A 19,072-nucleotide genomic window follows, 5' to 3' on the forward strand; every position below is an offset into this window, starting at 1 on the left:
GCCTGCCGACAGGCCCCGTGCGACCTTGCCCGCGCGGTGCCGTCATGACGCGAATCGACTCCCGAGACATCTCAGCCGCCTGCGATGGCCTGACAAGGCAGGGCTACGCGCTGCTGCAGGATGTCGTGGCGGCCGAGAAGTTCCACGCGCTCCATCGCCAGTTCAATAGCCGCTACGCGCACTATTTGCGAGATGTCGAATACGAGGAGACCCTGAAGGTCGGCGATCGGCGCTACAGGGTGCCGGTCGAACTCGCGGGCGGCTTCGCCGACCCCGACGTGTGGGCCAACGCCACCGTGCTCGACATCGTGCGCGGCATGCTGGGCGATGACGCCATCCTCGACGCGTTCGGCGCCGTGGTGTCGCTGCCCGGCGCCGCGGCCCAGCACGTCCATCGCGACAGCCCCTTGCTGTTCGATGCGGCGATCGCACCGCTGCTGCCCTGCCATGCGCTGACGCTCGCCCTGCCGCTGGTGGACATGGACGAGACGCGCGGCACGACGGCGCTGTGGCCCGGCAGCCATCGCTGGAAGGCGCGCGCCGAAGGTCCCGCGCCCGAGACGCCGCGGGTCCCGGCCGGAGCCTGCCTGCTGTGGGACTATCGCCTGTTCCACGGCGGCACGCCCAACCGCTCGGCCGAACCGCGCCCCATGCTCTACGCCACCTATGCCCGCGCCTGGTATCGCGACCCCACGGGGTTCACCCGCCAGGGTCTCGATCGGCTGGCGATGCCGGCCGGTTTTCTGGACGGCCTGCCGCCGGAACGGCGACGGCTGTTCTCGCACCTTGCCTGAGCGGCGTGCGACAATGACGCCGGACGGGCGCCCGAACGACCGGGCCGACGGCTACATGACGTCGGTCGCCTACACTTACGACTATCATCGCGAACTCAATCCGCTGCACATGCGGCTTGCCCTGCTGGCGGCGGGCATCGCCCCGCCCGAGGTCGCCACGGCATGCGAGCTGGGTTGCGGCCAGGGGATCAGCCTCGCGATCCATGCCGCGGCTTCACCGACGCGCTGGTTCGGCACCGACGTCAACCCAGAGCACGTGGCCTTCGCTCGCACGCTTGCCGACGCTGCTGGCGTCGATATCCGGCTGATGGACGATGCGTTTGCCGACTTCGCGGTGCGTGCCGACCTGCCGGCCTTCGACTTCGTCGCGCTCCACGGCGTGTGGAGTTGGATCAGCGAACAGAATCGCCGGACCGTGGTCGAGTTCGTCGGCCGGCACCTCAAGCCCGGTGGCGTATTCTTCCTGAGCTACAACGCTCTTCCGGGCTCGGCCTCGTTCGGCCCGGTGCGCCACGTGCTCGCCCAGCACGCCGAACGAACCGGCGGCCAGCGCGACGTCGCCGGCCGTGTCGAGGCCGCGATCGCCTTCGGCGAGCGGCTGGCGGCCGCCGGGGCGGCCTATCTGCAGGACAATCCACGGGATGCGGCCCGCCTTGCCAGGCTCCGGCAGGAGGACGCGCGCTATCTCGCCCACGAATATTTCGGCCGCGACTGGACGCCGATGCACTTCGCCGACGTGGCGGCCTGCCTGGCGGATGCGGGCCTCGGCTTCGCTTGCACGGCCTCTCCGTTCGAAACTCTGGACGCCCTCAATCTCGAGCCCGAACAGCACGCGATCCTGGCCGCCATCGACGACCCCGTGTTCCGCCAGACCGTGCGCGACTTCCTGGTCAACCAGCGGTTCCGCCGCGACTACTGGGTGCGCGACGCACGGCGGCTCTCGCCGGCAGAACGTGCGGACGGTTTGCGCGATACACGCCTCGTGCTTGCCGCGCAGCGCCTCGAACTGCCCCGCGAGATGCGCGCCGTGCTCGCCCTCAATCCGCGCGCGCCGCGCGCGGGCATCGTGTCGGCGATAGCCGGCCTGTTTGCCGACCGTCGAGCGCGGCCGCTGGGCGAGGTCGAGAAAGCGCTGCCGGATGTCCCCTTCGAGCGCATCGTCGAAGCGGTGATGCTCCTCATCGGCTACGACCGGCTCGCCCCCGCTCAGGACGACGCCACGGCACGTCGCGTTCGGCCGCACACGGACCGCCTGAACGCTTGCCTGTTCCGATCGTCGACGGCGGAGCGCGACCTGCGGCACTTCGCCAGCCCGCTGACCGGCGGCGGCGTGCGAGTCCGCCGCGCCCATATACCCTTGCTCACGATGACACGCGGAGGAGCAGGCCTTGATGAGCGTGCGGAAGCGGGAACGGAAGATGCCGCCGTGTTCGCCAGGGACGTGCTGCCGGTGTTGAAGGCGCTGGGCGTGACATGACCGAGGCGCCACGGCTTCTGGCGCTGGTGCGCCGACGGGAATTCTGGACGCAGCTCGCTCCCGATCTCGGCATCGGCGAAGAGGCGGTGTTGCGCGACGCCATCCCGTGGTCCGCGTCCGCCCTCGACCCGACGACCTTGCGCGCGCAACTCGATGACCAAGGCTACGTGCATCTGCCGAAGGTGATGGAACCCGAACTCTGCGGACGCCTGGCGACGGCGGTCGCGCAGCTCGCCGCGCTCGGCATTCCGCCGGTTTTCTGCATGGTCTACGACCTTTTCTGGACGCCGCCGTTTCGGCTCGTGCGCATCGTCGAGGAGGCGTTGGGCGCGCCGCCCCGCCTGTTGCCCGCTTTCTGGATCTGGCACGTCGACCCGGCGAAGTCGGAGAGAGGCTGGGCGCCGCATCGCGACGTGGGCCATGCGGCGCTGTTTGCCGACAGGCGTCCGAAAGCGCTCACCGCCTGGTTCGCCTTCAGCGAGGCGAACGAACTCAACGGCTGCATGCACGTCGTGCCGGCCGACCGCGACCGCTACTACGGCAGGCCGGCGGGCGACGGCAAGACGACGGACTTCGCGCCCTCCGACGTACGCGCCCTGCCGGCGGCTGCGGGCGACGTGTTCCTGTGGACCCAGGCGCTGCTGCACTGGGGGGGCCAGTCCTCGCCACTGGCGGCGGGGCCGCGTATCAGCCTGTCGATCGAGTTCATGCACGCCGACGAGGAGCCCTATGCGCGACCGCCGGTGGAACCTGCGGGCATCGCACGCCTGGAAGACCGCCTGCATCTCATTGCCCGTCAGATCCTGCGCTACCGCCACATGTACGGCCTGCCGCCGCAGCTCGAGGCGCTGGCGCGGGCCTTGTGATTCCTGTCCGTCAATCCAGACCCGGCAGCAGCCGCAGGCGCGCCAGCTCGGCCGCGATGACGTGGGCGATCAGCCGGTTGCCGGCGGCGGAATGGTGGCCGTAAAGATACAGTGAATCGACGCCCTGCTCGTCGATCGCCGTCTCCACCGCGTCGAACGTGTCGAGCGTCGCGAGACCCGCCTCACTCGCGCACCGCAGCACCTGAAGCGCCTCGGCATGCTGCTCTCGCTCACGCGCCACGCCATGCCCCCATACGGTGCGGTCGTATTGCGCCACCACCAGGACAGGCACGGGCAGGCTGGAGAGGCGCCGCATCAACGGACAGGCCAGCGTGTCGCCCGTGCCCGGCGGCAACGCCTGGACGTCATCGAAGATCCACGCGAGCATCCATCCTTGGCGGCGTGCCACAGTGTCGATCAACACCGACCAACCCAGCAGACGCTGCCAGAACGGCAGCGAATCGCAGGCAGCCCGCGGTGGCGGTACCGGGAAGTTGCGCAGCCTGAGCTCTTCGCCGACGAGTTCGAAATAGGGCTTGTCGAAGCTCCAGGAGCGGCTGAGCTCGTTGCGCCGCAGATCGTCGACGATGAAGCCGACGACCGCCACCGCCACCTCGTACTTCGCCACCATCAGCTCGGTTTGCAGCACAGTCTGGTCGAGGCCGAAACCGCCGACTCCCGCATTGATCACCCTCCGTCCCGCCAGTTCCTGCAGATAGGCGGGCCAAGCCTCGTCGTCGGCCACCTCGTCCCCCTCGGTGAAGGAATCGCCCGTGGCGAGGATGGCGGGAGTCGGTGCCGCGCCGGGCGGCAAGGGGGGCATGCGCCGCAGCCTGTCCGGCCCGATATTGTAGAGTTCCGAGGTGAAACGGGGGCTGGGCGCCCAGCCGAGCTGGGGATGGTGGTCGTACGCGCAGACCGGCTCCACCATGGGGGTGGCCCGTCGTTCTTCCCACACGATATTGGGCCAGTTGGTCAGCCAATCGGTCCCCCGCCATGTCCGGGACGCCAGCTCGAGCCCGCCAAGCGAGACAGCCACCGAGCCCAAAACCAGCATTGTCCGGGCAAAAAATTCAGTCAGCCAGTGCATTTAGGATGCATAAATGGCGGCCTCGTCATTCCCTTGTCAATCAGCAGTGCGAGTGAGAAGTTCGCGTCAACAATTTGCAGACTCAGGATTCCGAAATATTTGCACTTTCGGCACGTGTTGACCGACGCGTCATCATTTTGTCGCACCACCCCATCAGAATCTTCTTGAACCCGGGGTGCAAAGACGACATAAACAGCCTCGGGAAGCACCGGGCAGTGGGAGCCCGGGATTGGGAGAGGGAAGGCGACGTACCTCAGCGTATCGAGGAAGCGCCATTGGTCCGGGAAGGTGTGGAATGCGTCATCTCTTCGTCGCAGCATTGATGGTGGTTGGAGCGCTGCTCGTCACGGCCACGACGGCCGGCGTGCTGCAGAGCCGCGCCACGTCGGGCAACAACGTCGGCTCTTACGAGCCGCCCTCGCTCACGAGCCCGCAGTCGAAGACGGCGAAGGCGCCGTCGAAGTCGGCGCCCGAGCCGGCGGTGATCGGCGTGCGTGGCCGCTCGAACGCGCAACCGCGCACGGCACCGGCGGTGCTCGACCAGCGCGTGTAAACGGCGCGCCGCAGACCGGCTCGCAAAAAGGCGCCCCAGTGGGCGCCTTTCTTTTTGCGCGCCCCAGGCGAGCGCGCGTGGCAGGTTCGGGCGGTGCAAAGGAATCACGTCCCTCAAATCGACCGCCGCTACTGGCTCCTGCTTTGGATCGCCACGGTCTTCGGCTCCAACGCAGGCGACCTGCTGAATTCCCACCTGATCGCCAGGAGCGCGGCCGGCGTTGACATCCTGGTCATCGCCGCCCTGTTCGGCGTCGTCCTGCTCGCGGAACGCCACGACCGATCGTCGAGCCATCTCCTCTACTGGCTGGCGATATGCCTCATCCCCATGATGTCCAACGAGCTCGCCACCTTGTCGGCCAAGGTCCTGGATCTCGGCCGGGTGTGGGTGGTGATCGCGCTGATCCTGTGCTTCGTCGCGACCTTCCTGATGTTCCGCTCGGATGCCATGCACCTGGTCGACCTCAACCTGCTGTCGAGGCCGAACGCCGCGGTGCCGCTGACCGATGCGTCCTACTGGATCGGCATGCTGATCGCGAGCGCGCTCGGCACCACGGTGAGCGACATGCTGACGTACGAATGGGCAGTCGGCGCGCGGCGCGCCGCGCTTGCCTTCGTCGTCGCCTCGTTGGTTCTGCTGATAGTCGTGCCGTCGACCACGCCCCGGCATCGCCTGCTCTTCTATTGGGTGAACGTCACCGTCATCAACGCGGCAGCCACGGCCTGCGGCCATGTCCTGGCCCGCGACCCGCGCCTCGGCCTGGGATTGACGACCAGTGTCGCCCTGACGGCGGCGCTCCTGGCCGTCCTGTTGGCGCTGACGCAGGTGGGGCGACGGATCGATCGCCGAGGCGGCTGAAATTGTAGGGGCTGAGAGGGTCACTGGCGGCGTCGCCAGGTCGCGAGGCGGCAATCTTTTTCGGCATCGGCACTTGGCTGGGCTTCATCGTGCTCGACGGCGCGACCTACATGCTGCTGGCGCTGGCGGTCGGCGTCAATCTGGCTTCGGCGAACGCCATCAAGAGCGCAATCCTGGTGCGACGCTCTTCGTCATGATGCCGTTCGCGTACAAGGGCAGCATCGACTGGGCTCTCGGCGAGTTCATCCGCTTGGCATGGCACAACTTCTTCCAGACCCACGCCTCGTCTTGATCCACGCGCCACGCCGCGCCGACTCTCATTGCCTCGATCCCCGCAATGCTCAGCGGGAGGGTTTCTTGGCCGGCTTCTTGGGTTTCGCGGTGATCGAAGCTTTCGGCTGGGGCGGAGTTCGTGCGGCCAGCAGACGCCGTACCGCGGCTTCGAAGAGAACGTTGCGCTGAGACCTGATCTTGGGCGGCTTGGACATGGTTGATAGTAGGCATAGGATGTCCGACCACGAAGTACAAAGGCGGATGCGGCGCTGAAGAACCGCGGCCTCTGTCAGAAGGAGGTGGCTTGCCGCCGGGCGCCGCGCTTCTCCGGCGGAGGGCTGTTTCCAAACGGAAGGGCTGAACATGGCGCGCATTCCCAGACCGCCCAATGAAGCACCGCGCGAACCACCGCCGGGGTCGAAGCCGGCCCCACTTCCGCCGATGCCGCCTCCGCGCGAACCGCCTCCCGGTCCACCACCCCGCTAAGCGGTGATCTCATAACGGGTTTCGGGCAGCTCCGCCCCAACTTGGTGACGGTGTGGTCCGTTGCCAGGCTTTCGCTACCGGCGCATCGTCTACAACGTCTTTAATTTCTTGCGTTGCTCTTCAATGCTGGAGAGTTCAGCCATTTCACCGGCCAGTGGAGAGCCCTGCCTTGCGTCGAATCGCAACGAAGGGAACCGAGCCACAGACGCATTGGAGGTACTGGTGCCCCGAGACGGCGTTCCGAGAGGAAGCAATTTCAATCAGCTGGCTGAAAGTGCGACGGGCAAGGACGGCAGCTCTTGCGAGGTTTGGCGGGGCAGTGGCCGCACCCTTGGCTGGCGATAGCTGCATCGAAACATCGTGGATGGTGACGCGGCGCTCGCGCCGCCTCGGCAGGGAGCGATTGTAAAGACCGTCGCGAATGCCCATTTGGAGCCGGTGCGGACACCGATGTCGGCACGGACCAGCAAAGGACAGCCATGGATACCGGCCGAGCGCCACTTCGCTCGGGCGTCGAGGTACGAAAGGCTGCTGCGGTCTTCGCGCGACCGAGCCGTCGCCACGGCTTGCTTCAGCTTCTGACATCCTTCGGTCCTTTCATCGCTGCCTGTGCGGCGATGTACCTCGCCTACCCGATTTCTCCTCTTCTCGGCATCGCGCTGGCACTACCCGCTGGCGCGCTGCTGGTGCGCGTCTTCATCGTCCAGCACGATTGCGGCCACGGCTCGTTCTTCGCCTCCATCCGCGCCAACGTGCTTGTCGGCCGCGCCTGCAGCCTCCTGACGATGACGCCCTTCGCAAGCTGGGCTCGCCAGCACAGCCTGCATCACGGCCACTGGAGCAGCCTCGAGCGCCGTCCCGGCGCGGATCTCTATTCGGCCTGCCTGACGGTGCGCGAATATCTCGCGATGTCGCGTCGACAGCGCCTGTTGCACCGCCTGCCGCGCCATCCGTTGGTCGCCAACCTGCTGTTGCCGCCGCTGGTTTTCCTCGTGCTCTATCGCTTGCCGCTCGATACGCCGCGCCGCTGGGTGCGCGAGCGTCGCTCGATCGCTTTCACCAATGTCGCGTTGCTGGGCTTCTATGTCGCGCTTTCCGCGCTGCTGGGCTGGCAGAGGGTGCTCGTCCTGCAGCTCTCGACCATGGTCGTGGCCTCGATCCTCGGTGTCTGGCTGTTCGTGCTGCAGCACCGCTTCGAGACGGCGCGCTGGACGCGGCGCGGGGACTGGACTCCCTCCAACGCTTCGATGGAAGGATCCTCCTGGTTCAGGCTGCCTCGCGCCCTGCAATGGCTCACCGGCAATATCGGCTTTCATCATGTCCACCATCTCAATTCACGCGTGCCGAACTATCGTCTGCGCGCGGCGCACGAAGCGGTGCACGCGCTATGGCCGGTCGCGCCGCTCGGCCTCATGGGTGGCCTCGCCGCGCCGTGGCTCACGCTGTGGGACGAGGAAGGGCAACGGCTGGTGAGCTTCCGCACCGCCGCCCGGGCAGCAGTCGCTTGATGCGGAATCTCGGTGTCCTGCGCGGCGCGGACTGCGGGTCGATGCCGGTGGCGCTCCGCTCGGCTATCAGGGCGGCCTGCCCGATGCCACGGCTTGGCAACCGTGAGCGCCGGCATCGTGCCCGGCCGCCAATCGCAAGCACATGACGCTGGCTACGACACGGAGCAACACATGGAAACGGCAGCCCGAAGCCATGGAGACCGTCGAACGGCGGACGAGTCGCGCGCTTCCCCAGCGCTACCCGGGACGACCCGCTGCCCCAGGCCCTCAGGATGATGTCGGGGTCTCACCGATGTTCCCGGTCGGCCGCTGAGACTGCCCACCACGGCGTGGCGCGGATTCCCTTCCGCCTGGCCTTGCCGACTGGGCGGGTTTCGGCCGAATCCGCACCGAGCGATCTTCCGACTGATCGACCTCGAAGGCGGCGGTGTCGCGGACCAGGTCGCTCAGTTTGCGATAGCCGTAGGTCCGAGGATCGAAGTCGGAGGCAATGACCGCCAGTCGCTGCCCTACGATCCCGAGGCCCACCCACCCATCCTCGCTGTCGATCTGCTCTATCGCCTTCAGAAGTGCCGGCACCGCGGCGCTGGCAGGCTGAAGAGCCCTCCTCGCCCCTTCCCGCTCCCTTGGGGACGTCGTCGTTTCGGGCAGCAGGTTCTCCGTGTAGACAAAGCGACGGCAGGCTTGGCGGAAGCTTTCTGGCGTCTTCTGCGCGCCGAACCCGTAGACGTCGGCACCTTCCTCGCGAAGCCGCGAGGCCAAACGGGTGAAGTCGCTGTCCGATGAGACAAGGCAGAAGCCGTCGAAGCGGCCACTGTGCAGCAAGTCCATGGCATCGATGACGAGGGCGATGTCGGACGCGTTCTTGCCGGTCGTATAGGCGAACTGCTGATAGGGATCGATGGCATATTTCTGCAGGATATCGGCCCATGATTTCAGCCGTGGACTCGAGAAATCTCCATAGATGCGGCGAACGCTCGCCTCGCCGAACCTGGCGATCTCTTCGAAAAGGCCGGCGACGATCCGCGGCGAGGTGTTGTCGGCGTCGATCAGGACGGCAAAGCGCCGGGGACGGATGTCATCAACCATGGGGCCCTGCTGACGAACGCGGCCCCGTCAAACTACAGTACGGTTCTCGGGACGCAAGATCTCCGCGGAACGGCCGGGGCGATCGGCCTCGTGCGGAACGACTACCGCGCCGTGACCTCGACTTTCGCCGACATGCCCAGATAGGCATCGGTCATGCCGAAGAACGTGCCGGCAACCGGCATCACCTGGGCGATGCCGCGGCCGACTGCGACGGGGATCAGGTTGAAGCTGCCGAGCGCACGATGAGTCGGATCAAAGGTGATCCAGCCCGAGCCCGGCAGGTAGATTTCGGTCCAGGCATGGGTCGAACCGGCGTCGCCCTGCAATTGGCTGTCGGGATTGTAGAGATAGCCCGAAACCAGGCGCGCGCCGAATCCGAGACTCCGCGTCGCTTCAGCGAACAGCACCGCGAAATCGCGGCACGAACCCCAGCCGCGATCGAGCGTCTGCCGCGGCGACTGCGTGCCTTCCTCCTCGCGGCTTTGGTACCGGATCTGCGCCGCTGTTCCCGCCACCAGGTCCTTGAGCAGCGCCAGCGTGTCGGTCTCGCTGCCGCGTACGAAGGCAGCCGACCAATCGGCAAGCCGCTTGTCCGGATCGAAGTACTGCGGCTGTGCAAGGGGTCCGAGATCGACGGCTTCGTCGCTCGAATAGGAGAACGGGTAGCGCATGGCCGACGGGGCGATGTCGAACACCGGCCAGGGCTCCGCCGCGAGCTCCACCACCGACGTGCTGTCGATCACGAGGACGTCGGCGGGCGTGTCGAAGTGCGCGCTTGCGACCGCGTTGCCGAACACGTCGTTGGTCCAGGAGAGCGCGGCGGCCGGCATGACGTCGATGCTGCTCGACAGCAGCCGAACCTCGCGGCTCTCGCGGGGCCGCAGCATGAGACGATGCGGCCCGAGTCGCACCGGCAGGCGGTAGCGGTAGCGGGTCTGGTGTCGGATGGTGAAGAGACTCATTTCCAACATCGGCGCGTCATTTGGCACGATGTCCAACCCAAACAGCGGTGCCCGCGGAAATATTTGCGGCCGACGCCCCCTGACAATCGAAGGTCCGCCGCACCATCTGTCAATCAGCGGCGCCGGTCCGATGATCGCACCAGCGGCCGCTCACCAACAACCATAAGGATCCTGCCATGACCGATCAGCCTTCGACGGCGACCACCAACGCCGCCGCAACCACCCGAATGCAGGACACTTCCAGCGAGGCGAAGAAGCTTCTGCGCGCCGACATCGGCAGCAAGTGGGGCAAGTTCTCCACCCAGGAACTCAGCGACCTCAAGGGCACGGACGACCTGGTGTTCCAGCTCGTCGCCAAGTACGGCCTCGAGAAGGACGCCGCCGCGCGCGACGCCGAAGCCGTCGTCAAGGGCCGCGACTTCTGACGAAGCAGCCGGGGACGGGGCCCGCGAGGGTCTCGGCCTCGGCGTTTGCCGGTCCCTTGCCTGATGTCCACGCGATCCATCGAGCGCACCCTGACTTTTCGGCGGCCCTTCCGCTTGTCCGCCGTCGACCAGGTACTGCCCTCGGGCCAGTACCGGATCGTCACCGAACAGGAATCGCTCGAAGGCCTGACCTTCAACGCGTGGCAGCGCGTGCGCACACTGCTCTTCCTTCCTGTCAATTCACTGCCCGGACAAGCACGCGAAGTCGTGCCCGTCGATCCCAACGAGCTCGAGGCCGCGCAAGCCGCCGACGCGCTGGAAAGTCCATAGATGTCCCAACCTCGCTTCGTGTGGAAGGACTGGCTCGTCCCGCCCGTCCTCTTCCCGCTTTTTCTGGCGGCACTGATCGTCGCCTACGCGCTCCTGCGCACTCCGACGTAGACCTTGTCCGAACAGTCGCCCCGCTCGACACTCGATGCGTTTCAGCGCCTGTTCTATGCGGCACGCGAAAAGGCGAGCGTCGGCGGGGGAGCCACCGTCCGCTTCGTCGCGATGATGAATGGCGACACGTTGAAGGAACTCGGCCGCGAGGTTGCGATGGGCGGTGTTGTCGCACAGCTCGGCCTTCCCGCCGCCTGCGAGGAAGCGGCGGCAAAGGGCGACGGTCCGACCGGCATCCTCCTGTGGGACGTCGAGCTCGTGCTGGACGGCAGCCTGGGCGACAGCGAGATCCGGATGGATGAGACGCCGGTCGATGAAGCAGCCGCACGGACATGAATGATCTGCATCCCTTCATAGATGTGCGCAATCTGCAACTCGACCATGTACTTGAACGCTTCTTGGCGTCTGACCTTGCGCCTTTCCGACGAATCGGCCTGCCACATTCGAGCAGTTTCATCTGCAATGGCGTTGTCGTTGATGCCCAAATCTGCGAAAGATTCTTTACGTTATCACTCGTCGCATGCGCACAAAAAGCTGGGCTTCCAGGCTTCAGACACACGGGAGAGAGCGCGCGAGATGGTTTCTCAGCTGCCAATGATCAGGCTAGCCTTGCGACAATTGGGCGAGTCGAGGTCGGAAAGCACTGACAAATCTGTTCATTACATCCAAAAGCCACTGCTTTTGCGCCTCGTACGTGGCCTCATTATTGGTATCAAATGGCTTTTGAACTGCGATTGTATATTTGGACGCGTCGTCTTCATCTTTCTTCATCGTAAGCGAAAAGCCGAGTTCTCGTTCCAAATTTGGCTTCTCGGCGAGGAGAACGTCAAACCGTCCTGATGCTCCTTCACCAAAAAGGGTAAGGAAGATGCCTGCGGTATCCTTCGTTCTGTAGGCTGTCAGCCGATCAGGCGGCACATCCAACCTAATCCAATTTAAGCCGCCATGCCGCGGCGCTGGCTGATCTGGATGGTCAAAGCGTGCACGAGCTATTACGTCGTCCCAGAAAGCGCGAATCGCTCGTCGCTTGCCGCTGAGTTGCGGCTGCTCACGCGTCTCCACTTCCGATGCTGCTTCGGTGAGATCCATTATTGGCAGAGGAGTGCCGCGCTCACTCACTAGAACGGTATGTGTGATGACTTCAGTACGCAATGCGACTGACGGCAGGACTACCTTCGTTCCTGCAGGATCTGACCAAACCTGGAACTCAACGAGCGCCAGTCGTGCAGCAAGCCCACTTCGGAGCTTTAAGTAGTCGGCAACAACATGCAGATCGCTGCGGATGCCATCTCCTGCAATTATCAGATCAAAATCGCCGAGGGTAAGGCATCTCGATACAGTATCCACGAATTGGGCCTCATCAGTCTCCGGATATGCAGCGCGCACAATGTCGAAGAGTACGGTGGTTTCGCCCTGGCCTAATCTTGCAAGAACACGCGCAGTAAGGTCGGAATAGGACCATTGCTGGAGCAGCGCTGCATATTCGAGAATTTGTGCGACGACCTCGCGGCGTGCCTGAGGATTGCGCCAGAGCTTGCACTCAATAAGGACTGGCCGACCACTAGATGTGAAACCGAAAACATCGAGGAAGACGGAGCCGCCGTCCTTCGGAAGAGAGAGTTCACGGCAGACCGGAATGAACTCCCTCCCTCCAGGATCGACTTGGTCGATCGGTACAATAGTGGGATGGCTGAACAGAAAATTCTGCAGCCACTTCTCATCAATTGCTGCATCAGACGCGAGGCGCGTGTTGGTTAGCTCACGGACAGGTCTATCCGCGGCTGCGTCAACTAGAAAGGCGTGCATAGGACCTCAAAGTGCGACCCAACACACGTAGCACCGTATAGCAGTGCATTAATAGTAGCTGGCAATCTGGGACGTCGAAGCGCCGCCTTCACAACCAGCGCCAATGCGCGGCCTAGCGCTCCCAACGTCAGGGGTTGCGGCGTCAGATTCGGACAAAAAAGTCTCCTAGAGACTACACAAGAACGAATCGGAGCGCCTGATCATCTCGACCCGCTATTTGGCTTCCTGCCATTTGTTGAGGAACACCGTGTACCGTTCGCTGATCTCATGCAGTTGTTCGAGGCCACCCGACGTCTTGTACTCGCGGAGCCATTCGAAGATCAGTTGTTTGTAGATCGCCACCACCATCACCAGTGTGGCGACAATCTCATCGTGCCTCCCCCGATGCGGTCCCCATAGAACACCCTTCGGAACTCCCTCCTCATCTGGGTCCCAGACCATGCCAAGACTGGTCAGCGTCGGTTGAGCGTATCCATTCGAAAATTGCCGATAGAGAGTCTGATACAGGGGTTCGAGTTCTGCCTTTCTCGCGACGGCTAAGATTTGGAGCGACGCGGGATCGACTCCCTGCATCATCATTTTCTCGACGGCTTCCTCCAGTTCACCAATGTCCGCATTTGGGTCCATCGCTTTCAGTCCCGCGATGTGATCCCTTCCCATGACTCGGCTTCGTTGCACGTGGTCCTGTCCAACCTCCCGGGCGAAGTCCTTCCCGCGCGTGGCGGCTCCCAGATAGAAGACCGTCTCCAGTCCCGACCGTGTCAGCGTATAAGCCTCCGTAAACATCCCCCGTTCGGCCATTAACACAGCAGCCTGCAAGTCCTGGGGACCGCGAATGTAGTAGGCACTTGCAAACAGGTTCTTGGGCGTCCGGGGAAGCGCGCCGATAGACGGCATGATGGACTGCGCTAGTTGATTCATCGCCGTCACATGCCCGAATATCTCCGGGAACTCGTTCCTGAACTGCTGGCGGACTTGCTCAATTTCGTTGGACGACAAGAAGCCGTCTTGATCGATGCTCATTCGGGGCCTCCGGAGAGAGCGTGCCTCCAGATGAGAACAAAAAAGTCGGTGAAGTGTCCCACCAGTTCGAAAGTGGGACATTGAGCAAAAATAACCTTTCCAGTTCAGAGGCTTGAAAAGGTGAGAGAAGAGAGTGGTGCCCCGAGACGGAGCCAACTAAGCAGCGGCCATCAAGCGCTTAGAGCCAAGTGGGACCCGCGGGGTTGCCGTAGCTTACCATAGCTTTCTAAACGGCGAGGTCCCACTTCCGCATCGGGCGGTGCCATCGGTAGAGGATAGTTCTAGTTTGCACGCGTTCGCAAAAACGTGAGGATTAGCTTTTCGGCGCGTTCGAGGTTCCTGACCCAGAAACCGGGACTGTACCGGTTCCTGTGGCCGTTGATTTTGTGGTCGGACGCTTTGGGGTACGCTTACGCAGTGCGGCGGCACGCTTGGCCAGTTCCTTCTGCTCCATGCTCGTTACGAAGGCCCGATGGAGAAAGCTCTCCATTATCGTGAACATGATGTCGAGCTCTTGATTGGTCGGTTTCCACCCTCGATGAGCAGCTGCGCTCCCAGCGTCGGTCAAGGCATTCAGTGTTTCTCGTTGCAGCTTGTCGATCTTGCTGTCCGCGACCAGCTGATCAAGCTTTTTCTTGAAAGAGAGACTTGGGTCGATGCCGAGAACTTCGGTCGCCGCATCGAACACTGTACGCAGTGCGATAGAAGCGACCACGGGAAGGTCCGCTTTCAAAGCATCGTAAGCTTCGTCAAGAAGATGCTTCATCGCAGGGCTGTAGGACGGATGGGATCGCGTGTAATCCGGTCGAGAACGCCTAGCGATCGGCGGGAAATAGTGGATCGTTTCAGGGTATTCCATGACGGTTTCACCCGCGTCGTCATAGCTATAGTCAACATCTTCGGAACTGGTCGTTGCGGTTTGAAATTGAATGTGAGAGCACCCGCGACATTTGAGGATGCGATGAAGGGTGTTCTCATCATAGTTGTCAGAGTTGTAGCTTTCCGAATGTTCTCCGACGATATCGGCCGCGCGATCCCCGTTGCATTTGGGACAATGCGCCACGATTACTGTTTTCTTAGTAGCCATTAGAAGCTCGCATTGAATTACGTGTTCTTAGCACAACGTAGTCTTTTGAGGGATCGCAAGTCCAAGGACCTTCGTTGACGCGGCCCTCAAACCGCTACGGCTTAACCCATACACGGAACAACCTCAAAGGCCTGGTGCTTCCTCTTGTATCGAGGAGACCCAAGTTGTCCCGGCACGGCGGTGCGCGTATGAGGGACTATGCCTGACTGGCTTCCTCAGGACTTCACGTACTTTGAAATCGGAAAAGCGTTGATCCCGGCGCTCGCGGGCGCGCTGGCCGGTGCACTTGCCGCGCAGGGCATCGCGGCGCGCAACAAGGTCCGCGATGAACAACTCAAAGAGCTTAGATATATCGGCGTGACCACCGCTATCGCCTACGGCATCACCGACGCTTTCATTGGCGTGAAGAAGAGCAACGTCAAGCCGATGTTCGAGCATTGGGACGAAGACCGCCGCCGCCGGGAGGAGGTCGCCAGGAAAGCGCCGCCTGGCACTCCGCCCATGTTCGAGTTCGATGCGGACTTTCGTACGCTCACGCCGGTCAAGGCATCCGTGGACCAGCTCCGTACGCTCATGTTCGGCAACATCACACTTGATCCGCGCGCCGTCAGCCTCATGACCGCGCTCGACCGCTGCGTTGACCAGCACGCCCTCGTTATCGCTGAACTCAACAGGCTTGTTGCGCAGTTTGAGAAGGACCGTCCCCAATCGGAAGAGTTGGCTGCCCGCCTCTTCGGCCTGCGTATGGGGACGCGCATTGACGACCGCTATCCGACGACCATGCGAGCGCTCTATTCTGGCACTGACGATTGCATCATGTTCAGCAAGCTCCTTGGGGACGATCTCGTAGAACACGGCGAACGCCTAGCGGCGAAGCTCCCGAAGCGTTTGCGAGGGCGATACGCCGTCGTTAATTTCTCCAAAGCGGAGCGGGACGGCTTGATGCCCAACTCCGAAGACTTCAAAGAATGGTTGCCGGTGCCACCCGTCGCCGGGCATCGCGCATCGCTGGGGCAGCGTCTCAAGAACGCGTTCCGCGTACTTTGCGAGTGATATCACCGGCTCCTTATCGGCCACAGTCACTGACGAGAACGAGGAGTAATCCCCCGAACGGGCTCACCTGCTTCTAGTAGCGCCTCGCCAACCGACTGCCTGAGACTGCAGGAAGCGCGAAGTAACACCAGATGTGCCACGCGCTGAGTAGCGCCGACCTTGATGTAGCGGGCTCGCAGCACTGCATCGGTATCCCGCATGAACCTTAGCACCGCCTTGTCGTTCTCGTTCAGAACCAGACCAAGCTCCACAGCCCGCGACGGGTCAACTAGGAACGCGTAGACAATGTCGTGCGGGCGTTTCCCAACGGGGTTGGCCCCATGGTCGTAATCTAATTCAGGATAGTCCCATCTCTACCAACTTCACCATTGCTGGCCCCACGTCGGATGATCGATGCGAATAACTTTCGTTCTTCGGTTCAACAGCAGCGCCTTGTCTGCAATTATCGCCTTCGGTCCTGCCCCGGAGACGACGCATGTCCGACCGCGAGTTCATGAACGCAGTCTTTGCATCACTGCTGGAACGTGCAACGCCTCGATTGCACGAGTTACTTCAAGAGCACGGTGTCCAACACCTCAGCGAACTGCCACACGATGTGATGACGAACGTACGACAACAAGCAATTCTTCAAACGGTACTTACCGAGAATCCGCTAGCCAATGCAGATGCTCTTCGGCAGACATTGCAATCGTTGGATAACCCGCAATTTCTACAAGCACTACGACGGCTCAAAAGCGATGGGCCTCCCGCTGATGCCTTCGAGCCAACGGCCGGGATGGATGCTGCGATCTTATTTTCTGGCCTCGGTTTACCTGTATGCCCATTCGACCGTTTCAATCCCGCTCCTATCGGTGCACCGTCCTCCAGCATAGAGGAAGTGGCTAGAGCTTTCGCGAAGCGTAAGTCGGCGTACGTCGCGTATTCACCCAATCTTGCTCCGTTCTATTTGCTCGTCACAGACTGCCATCGGACACTGGCAGAAGATGGGGTTCGCCATCCAGCGCTGGCGGTAGTGCGTGACCGCGTTGAAGAAGCGATGCGGAGCGAGAACCTTCCACCCACAGAGCGATTTCGATGGGCCGTGATTGCACTGCCCAGGATGGAACGCGATAGGGTTCCGCATACAATTATCGAAAACCCTCGGCCCGACCGAGGGTCGTTCGTCCTATATGCAGGGTGGGTGGAGGACGGTGAAATGCGGGGCGGTCCGACGAGCGGCTACGTACCAATCCCGAAGCAATTTCTGCAAGTGGCTGCGACTGATCCATTTGCGATGGTTATAATTCGATCCAAGGCCCAATCGGCTAGGAAGTATCACTAGAGAACTGGAGCCCTCGGTGCTGCCATGGCAGCAGCTCAAAACGCAGGCTGTGGCGGCCTTATCGGCAGTAGCTGGGCCGCATCGCTCCAGCCCATGATCTCCCTGCCAAGTTTGTGAGCTTCCGCGCCAAGAGCAGCGATACGGTCGAGCGTAAAGCGGTGGCGACTTCGCAGCTTTTGATCTGGCCTCTTGTCATGTATTCGCTTCATTGTTTCCATATCAGTCGGCATGTAGAGGCGCACCCATTCGGCTTTGTTTGCAACCTTCGTTCCATCGTCAATTACTAACTCCAAGAACCACACTCCATGCACCAGCCGGTTGCGGGTTGTTGCGGCGCTCTTGACCCGTTCCAGTAACTTTTGAAGTTGCCTGTAGCTCTTCGCATCTAATCGTTGCTGTCCAAGAGCGGCACAAATATCGCGCATCGTGCGCTGGTCAATACCGGCGGAGACTATGATGCTGGCCGTTACAACATCCGTCCCACTCAGCCTTTCAAATAACCGACCAATCGACATCTCGACCTGCCCCCAGCCTCGCATATAGAGGCCAAAAGCTAGGTCGCAGTCTTGCTCGGAGTTCTGGTACGCTTGCTTAGGAATTTCAAAAGGCTTGAGTGACATAGCGTTCAAGCAGGCCTTCGTCGCTATCGAGCGATGCGCGTAGACTTGGCGCCTTCCACGATCTGTCGATACTTCGTCAATCTCTTGGCGTCGGCTATGTCTCCTCTTTCGATAGCTGCAATTGCCCGCTCATAGCGGGTGCGTTCCAACCGCCTCGCCTTCTCTAGCCAGGCTGAACCTTCTGTTGCCGTTCTTTCCGCCTCCACGCCGCTCAACTTGCTGGCTCGCCGGCGCATGCTCGCGGCAATGAAGTGCAAGGCTACGCCGTAGTCAAATGCCTCATCCAGAGAGATCGAGATTGCATCTCGACTGTCCACAGTCATAGGGAATACCTTCGGCGCTGTCTTTCCTCGTTGGCCTTCAGTCACGGTAACTAGCGCGATAGCTCTTAGCTGAACAAGTCCATCAGCTTCTTAGCGCCTAACAGCTTACCCAACGTAGTGTACTTCGGCCCCTGCATTAGACCTTGAGACGCATCGGCAAAGGGGATCGGTCCGATCTCTACCGGTGAACCTGAGAAGACGAGTTGATACTTCTCCTCCTCGCCGTACGGTTCGATAGTTGCAACGGGAGCATAGTGGGTGATGGCGGAGACCGGCTTGGTTTGATAGGCGGCGACGTAACGAATTTGCTGCAGCTTACCGCCAGAAATTCGTATCGCCCTCCACCGATTCTCGCCTAGGAAGACGGCCTTAAACCCTTCCTCGTGGGCTGGCACGACAATGACGACATCGTTTGCCGAGCTGAGGCTTGAAGTCGTTGCCGGAACTGGTTGCGTATTCGCCGGTGCGCTCGGCGTGGCAACGGGTTTAGGCTCTTCAAAAGCGCGTAGGCCCATAATTGGAAGAACGCGAAGGATTTCGCCAAGAAAAGCACGGCTATCGGCGCGTTCCGCTTCACTCAGCGGCGGTTCGGGCGGTGCCGTACCATTGTCGAGTTTGCTTCGCGCCGCTTTCTTCGCCTGCTGGATAAGCTCACGCTCCAGCCAACGGACATGTGCTTTGTTCAGACCGCTGTTGGAGGTAGTGAACGCGTAGCAGTGCTCCCAAAATTCCTTTGTTTGGACGTGGCTATCAATGCGATCTCGAACCGCGTCGCCCTCCCCGATGTAGAGAGTTGGCAGATCCTCATCTTCGCCATCGCCTTCTTCGTAGCCGACGAGAATGTAGATGCCAGTCCGCCCTAGCTCAGGGCGGCTGCGAGCCGATGTCCATCTGTCGCGCGGAAACACCACGCCGACGCCAGTCCAGTTCATCCTATCAACGAGACGGATGCCCTCAGGGTCACCATCTACTACGAAAATCCGGATTGTGAAGGGATCGCTATCCAACGGCACTTCC

20 protein-coding genes are annotated in these 19,072 nt (G+C 62.1%); 11 read left to right on the forward strand and 9 right to left on the reverse strand.

Annotated features, from left to right (window positions below; all coding sequences use genetic code 11):
* The first annotated feature begins 44 nt into the window (after window positions 1-44).
* From KIT25_20325 to KIT25_20335, 3 genes are read left to right on the forward strand one after another with little or no spacing between them, the layout of a single operon-like run.
* Window positions 45-794, forward strand: coding sequence for a phytanoyl-CoA dioxygenase family protein (locus KIT25_20325; protein UYN94356.1), 750 nt, complete (start codon window positions 45-47; stop codon window positions 792-794).
* 13 nt (window positions 795-807) lie between these two features.
* Complete coding sequence (locus tag KIT25_20330) at window positions 808-2,271, forward strand: class I SAM-dependent methyltransferase (protein ID UYN94357.1); 1,464 nt, start codon at window positions 808-810, stop codon at window positions 2,269-2,271.
* On the forward strand, window positions 2,268-3,137 hold the full coding sequence (locus tag KIT25_20335) for a phytanoyl-CoA dioxygenase family protein (GenBank protein ID UYN94358.1): 870 nt from the start codon (window positions 2,268-2,270) through the stop codon (window positions 3,135-3,137). Before KIT25_20330 ends, KIT25_20335 begins: the two co-directional genes overlap by 4 nt.
* 10 nt (window positions 3,138-3,147) lie before the next feature.
* On the opposite strand, the gene KIT25_20340 is transcribed toward KIT25_20335, so the two are convergent.
* Window positions 3,148-4,227, reverse strand: a complete 1,080-nt coding sequence (locus KIT25_20340) for a hypothetical protein (protein ID UYN94359.1) — start codon at window positions 4,225-4,227, stop codon at window positions 3,148-3,150.
* 295 nt (window positions 4,228-4,522) lie between these two features.
* Between KIT25_20340 and KIT25_20345 the strand changes: the two genes are divergently transcribed.
* The 3 genes from KIT25_20345 (at window position 4,523) to KIT25_20355 (ending at window position 7,905) form a co-directional block, all read left to right on the forward strand.
* Window positions 4,523-4,780, forward strand: coding sequence for a hypothetical protein (locus KIT25_20345; protein UYN94360.1), 258 nt, complete (start codon window positions 4,523-4,525; stop codon window positions 4,778-4,780).
* A 93-nt stretch (window positions 4,781-4,873) separates the two neighbouring features.
* Window positions 4,874-5,638: a hypothetical protein gene (locus tag KIT25_20350; GenBank protein ID UYN94361.1), complete on the forward strand. Its 765-nt coding sequence runs from the start codon at window positions 4,874-4,876 to the stop codon at window positions 5,636-5,638.
* Window positions 5,639-7,014: 1,376 nt separating this feature from the next.
* The gene (locus KIT25_20355) at window positions 7,015-7,905 is read left to right on the forward strand and encodes a fatty acid desaturase (protein ID UYN94362.1); all 891 of its coding nucleotides are present in this window, start codon (window positions 7,015-7,017) and stop codon (window positions 7,903-7,905) included.
* A 267-nt stretch (window positions 7,906-8,172) separates the two neighbouring features.
* Here KIT25_20355 and KIT25_20360 read toward each other — a convergent pair whose 3' ends face one another.
* Window positions 8,173-8,994: an NYN domain-containing protein gene (locus tag KIT25_20360; protein ID UYN94363.1), complete on the reverse strand. Its 822-nt coding sequence runs from the start codon at window positions 8,992-8,994 to the stop codon at window positions 8,173-8,175.
* Window positions 8,995-9,095: 101 nt separating this feature from the next.
* The gene (locus KIT25_20365) at window positions 9,096-9,965 is read right to left on the reverse strand and encodes a transglutaminase family protein (protein ID UYN94364.1); all 870 of its coding nucleotides are present in this window, start codon (window positions 9,963-9,965) and stop codon (window positions 9,096-9,098) included.
* Between the two features lie 167 nt (window positions 9,966-10,132).
* On the opposite strand from KIT25_20365, the gene KIT25_20370 reads away from it, so the two are divergent.
* The 3 genes from KIT25_20370 to KIT25_20380 all read left to right on the forward strand — a co-directional run bounded on the left by KIT25_20370 (window position 10,133) and on the right by KIT25_20380 (window position 11,158).
* Window positions 10,133-10,381: a hypothetical protein gene (locus KIT25_20370; GenBank protein UYN94365.1), complete on the forward strand. Its 249-nt coding sequence runs from the start codon at window positions 10,133-10,135 to the stop codon at window positions 10,379-10,381.
* Between the two features lie 114 nt (window positions 10,382-10,495).
* Entirely contained in the window at window positions 10,496-10,711 is a 216-nt protein-coding gene (locus tag KIT25_20375) for a hypothetical protein (protein UYN94366.1), read from the forward strand.
* A gap of 114 nt (window positions 10,712-10,825) precedes the next feature.
* Window positions 10,826-11,158: a hypothetical protein gene (locus KIT25_20380; GenBank protein UYN94367.1), complete on the forward strand. Its 333-nt coding sequence runs from the start codon at window positions 10,826-10,828 to the stop codon at window positions 11,156-11,158.
* A 267-nt stretch (window positions 11,159-11,425) separates the two neighbouring features.
* Here KIT25_20380 and KIT25_20385 read toward each other — a convergent pair whose 3' ends face one another.
* From KIT25_20385 to KIT25_20395, 3 genes are all read right to left on the reverse strand, one after another.
* Window positions 11,426-12,628 carry a DUF4268 domain-containing protein gene (locus KIT25_20385; GenBank protein UYN94368.1) on the reverse strand — a complete coding sequence of 401 codons (1,203 nt, stop codon included), beginning with the start codon at window positions 12,626-12,628 and terminating at the stop codon, window positions 11,426-11,428.
* A 213-nt stretch (window positions 12,629-12,841) separates the two neighbouring features.
* Complete coding sequence (locus KIT25_20390) at window positions 12,842-13,651, reverse strand: hypothetical protein (GenBank protein ID UYN94369.1); 810 nt, start codon at window positions 13,649-13,651, stop codon at window positions 12,842-12,844.
* Between the two features lie 313 nt (window positions 13,652-13,964).
* Window positions 13,965-14,738 (reverse strand): DUF4145 domain-containing protein, encoded by a 774-nt coding sequence (locus tag KIT25_20395; protein UYN94370.1) that lies wholly within the window; start codon window positions 14,736-14,738, stop codon window positions 13,965-13,967.
* Window positions 14,739-14,936: 198 nt separating this feature from the next.
* Between KIT25_20395 and KIT25_20400 the strand changes: the two genes are divergently transcribed.
* Both KIT25_20400 and KIT25_20405 read left to right on the forward strand, forming a co-directional pair.
* Window positions 14,937-15,791 carry a hypothetical protein gene (locus KIT25_20400; GenBank protein ID UYN94371.1) on the forward strand — a complete coding sequence of 285 codons (855 nt, stop codon included), beginning with the start codon at window positions 14,937-14,939 and terminating at the stop codon, window positions 15,789-15,791.
* A 475-nt stretch (window positions 15,792-16,266) separates the two neighbouring features.
* Window positions 16,267-17,112 carry a hypothetical protein gene (locus KIT25_20405; protein ID UYN94372.1) on the forward strand — a complete coding sequence of 282 codons (846 nt, stop codon included), beginning with the start codon at window positions 16,267-16,269 and terminating at the stop codon, window positions 17,110-17,112.
* Window positions 17,113-17,147: 35 nt separating this feature from the next.
* On the opposite strand, the gene KIT25_20410 is transcribed toward KIT25_20405, so the two are convergent.
* The 3 genes from KIT25_20410 to KIT25_20420 form a co-directional block, all read right to left on the reverse strand.
* On the reverse strand, window positions 17,148-17,741 hold the full coding sequence (locus tag KIT25_20410) for a hypothetical protein (protein ID UYN94373.1): 594 nt from the start codon (window positions 17,739-17,741) through the stop codon (window positions 17,148-17,150).
* Window positions 17,742-17,755: 14 nt separating this feature from the next.
* On the reverse strand, window positions 17,756-18,055 hold the full coding sequence (locus KIT25_20415; GenBank protein ID UYN94374.1) for a hypothetical protein: 300 nt from the start codon (window positions 18,053-18,055) through the stop codon (window positions 17,756-17,758).
* A 65-nt stretch (window positions 18,056-18,120) separates the two neighbouring features.
* Window positions 18,121-19,068, reverse strand: a complete 948-nt coding sequence (locus KIT25_20420; GenBank protein ID UYN94375.1) for a GIY-YIG nuclease family protein — start codon at window positions 19,066-19,068, stop codon at window positions 18,121-18,123.
* Between the last annotated feature and the right edge of the window lie 4 nt (window positions 19,069-19,072).

This window comes from Enhydrobacter sp., assembly GCA_025808875.1.
GTDB lineage: Bacteria > Pseudomonadota > Alphaproteobacteria > Reyranellales > Reyranellaceae > Reyranella.